The 2,819-nt window shown below is 59.4% G+C and carries 3 protein-coding genes; all 3 read right to left on the reverse strand.

The genetic code is table 11. The features are described from left to right. Positions 1 to 1,480, reverse strand: a 1,480-nt coding sequence (locus VEG30_10420; GenBank protein HXZ80333.1) for an FAD-dependent oxidoreductase, incomplete at its 3' end; no start/stop codon positions are given. A 97-nt stretch (positions 1,481 to 1,577) separates the two neighbouring features. Further along, the gene (locus VEG30_10425) at positions 1,578 to 2,159 is read right to left on the reverse strand and encodes a carboxypeptidase regulatory-like domain-containing protein (GenBank protein HXZ80334.1); all 582 of its coding nucleotides are present in this window, start codon (positions 2,157 to 2,159) and stop codon (positions 1,578 to 1,580) included. Between the two features lie 179 nt (positions 2,160 to 2,338). Beyond that, positions 2,339 to 2,819: hypothetical protein (locus VEG30_10430; GenBank protein ID HXZ80335.1), on the reverse strand; the 481-nt coding region annotated here is incomplete at its 5' end.

Here is a 2,819-nt window from a genome sequence, read left to right on the forward strand (position 1 = left end):
GGATTGGCTGGCGAAGGATATCCATGAGGTCAAGCGGCATGGAATGGCGCGTGAAGATCTCGACCTCAATCACCGGCGCGGGATGCCTGCGTCCTTGCAAGTACTCATCGATGCCGATGGCTGCCCGATTGCCGTCGGCCACGCAGTCGATGATCAGCCTCGGTCCGAATACGCAATCGCCGCCGGCGAAGATTCCTGCCGCCGAGGTCATCAGCGTCTGCGGGTTCACCGCGATCAGCCCACGGGGCGAGATCTCCACTTCGTCTTCCGGTTGGAGGAAGTCCAGGCGCGGAGCTTGTCCGATGGCCATGATGATCGTGTCGCACTCGATTACGCTTTCGCTGCCGTCGTAGAAGGCCGGGTTGAAACGCCGGTTCGCATCGAAGACCCACTTGGTCTGGAGCGTCTCCAGCCCGACCACGCGCCCCTGTTCGCCCAGGAAACGCTTGGGCCCGAACCCGGGATGGAGAATGATGCCTTCGGCTTCGGCCTCTTCGATCTCTTCGAGCGCTGCCGGCATTTCGTCGCGCCGTTCCAGGCAGACAATGTTTACCTCTCGCGCGCCCAGACGCAGTGCCGAGAGCGACACATCCACCATCTCGCGGGTCGCGACTGCGCTGACGCTCTCGGCCGAGGGCTCCACGGCTTCCACCCCAGCAGCGTGCTGCTTGACGACTTCACGGGCAGCGGAACGCGCCACATCCATGGCGACATTGCCACCACCAATCACTACAACTTTCTTCCCGATCGTGAACTTGTATCCCAAGTTGACGTTGAGCAAGAAGTCGATGCCTTTGTGTACACCGTCCAGATCGACACCGGGAATAGTCAGGTCGCGGCTGCGGTGTGCGCCGACTGCGATCAGTACTGCGTCAAAACCCTGCCGCCGCAGGTCCGACACCGTGAAATCCCGCCCAGCGGCATGATTCAGCTGGAGAGTGATATCTCCCGTTTCGAGAATCTCGCGCACTTGCGCTTCCACCACATCGCGGGGCAGACGGTATTCGGGAATCCCCAAGTAGAGCATTCCTCCCGCCACGGGTGCTGCTTCAAAGATGGTGATCGAATAACCCATCAAGGCGAGGTCGTGGGCCGCAGACAGACCGACTGGACCGCCTCCGATCACCGCCACGCGTTGGGAAAGCTTCGCCTGCAAACGGCCGCGATTGACATCGATGGGGTGCTTGGATTCAGGTCCGTATCTCTCCGTCAGAAAGCGCTTGAGGGCCCGGATCGAGATGGGCTTGTCGATCTCGCCGCGCCGGCATGCCGTCTCGCAGGGATGTGCGCACACCCGTCCGCAGATCGAGGCCAGTGGATTCGGTTCGCGGGCAAAGCGGTAGGCCTCTGCAAAGCGCCCTTCCGCTATCAACCCCACATATCGCCCGGCGTTGGTGTGAGCCGGGCATGCCATCATGCAGGGGAAATTGGTGTTCAGCCAGTCCCCATCGACTCTCTTATGTTGGAATCGTTTCAGCATGCCCAGTTCGGCTTTCTTCACTCTACCGACAACAGGTTCACATCCCGGGAAAGCTGGGGAACGGCGGCGGAGCTCGGGCAACCGCTCCCCTTTTCCCTTACTTACTGAGGGTGAAGTCCGCCTTGGTATCGCCGGCCACGTTCACTGCCTTGGATTGGTTCTTGGCACCCTCGTGCCAGGCGACCACGGTGTAGCTGCCGTCCGGAACGTTTTCGATCTTGTACTCGCCGGACTTGTCTGTGATCACAAAATAGGGCGTGGGTGAAACAATTACGTAGCCCGACATCTCCGGGTGCACGTTGCACAGCAAGGGCACTGCCCCGGGATTGTCGAACTTGAAGGAGCGTTTTTCTCCCTTCGGCCACGTCCCCAGGTTATGAGTCAGCTTCTTGTTGCCCCCGACCGAAGTCCAGAAGACGTTGTGCGCCACCGAGTCGCTGTTCAGGAAGTCCACGGTGGTACCCACCTGCACGACCGTGAGGTGCGGTTGAAACATGAGTCCTTTTTGATCAATGACCGGATGGGCAGTGGGAGGGGGAAAAGTTTTGCCCTGAACGGTATCGACGTAGACTACGGATTCACCAGAAACACCGGAGACCTTGCCGCTAATGGTTCCTGCGCTGGCCGCCACGCTGGCCGCCAGGATTAGGACTGCTGCGATCAGAACACTCTGTCTCATTGCTTTCTCCTCGAAAACTAGGAATAGCGGGAAGGCAGCCTCCCCGATTTCCACCTCCAGCAGACTGCGGAAAAACTGGCCCTTCGTATCCGTCACGCCTCGTGCCCCAAGCCGCTCATCAGTAGGCGCAGCCTAGCTGCTGAACATAGCCACCGCCGATTTTTCTGCTTCCGAGTCTCCTAGTACACAAACTCCAATCCCGCTACGGCTGAATTCGTACGGAAGGCATTGCTGATGGTGGCCGCAGATCCGGGAGCGTACACGATCTGCCGTGGGCGGATTTGGTACTCAAATGAAGTTTTGATGTTGGCGTGAATCAGAAACTGAATTCCAGGCGTATAGCGGTTCCGCACGGAACTGAAAGACGAGAAGTAATTCGGGGAGCCGGTTGTCAGGGTGCTGCCTGCCCCATTCAGCAAGTCGGCGCTGGAGTTCACCCGGTCCCACCGCATGATCACCATCATCCAGGGGTAGGCAAGGTAGTCCGCCTCCAGGAAGCCGCCGCTGAAATGGGCTGAACTGCCGGTGATGAAGCCAGTGGGAAGTTGCGCCTCCGGGGGCATCGAAGGCAGCAGGTTCTGGTCGCGGCCGTAGAGGAACTGCCCGAACAAGTTAAAGGTGCGGTAATTGAAGCTGAAGTCTCCACCCACTCGGTAGAAC

The sequence above is a fragment of the Terriglobales bacterium genome (assembly GCA_035624455.1).
GTDB lineage: Bacteria > Acidobacteriota > Terriglobia > Terriglobales > Acidobacteriaceae > DASPRM01.

Bases quoted from the DNA above. Each gene is read 5' to 3' on its own strand.
- VEG30_10425 (HXZ80334.1), bottom strand. From the start codon at position 2,159: ATGAGACAGAGTGTTCTGATCGCAGCAGTCCTAATCCTGGCGGCCAGC.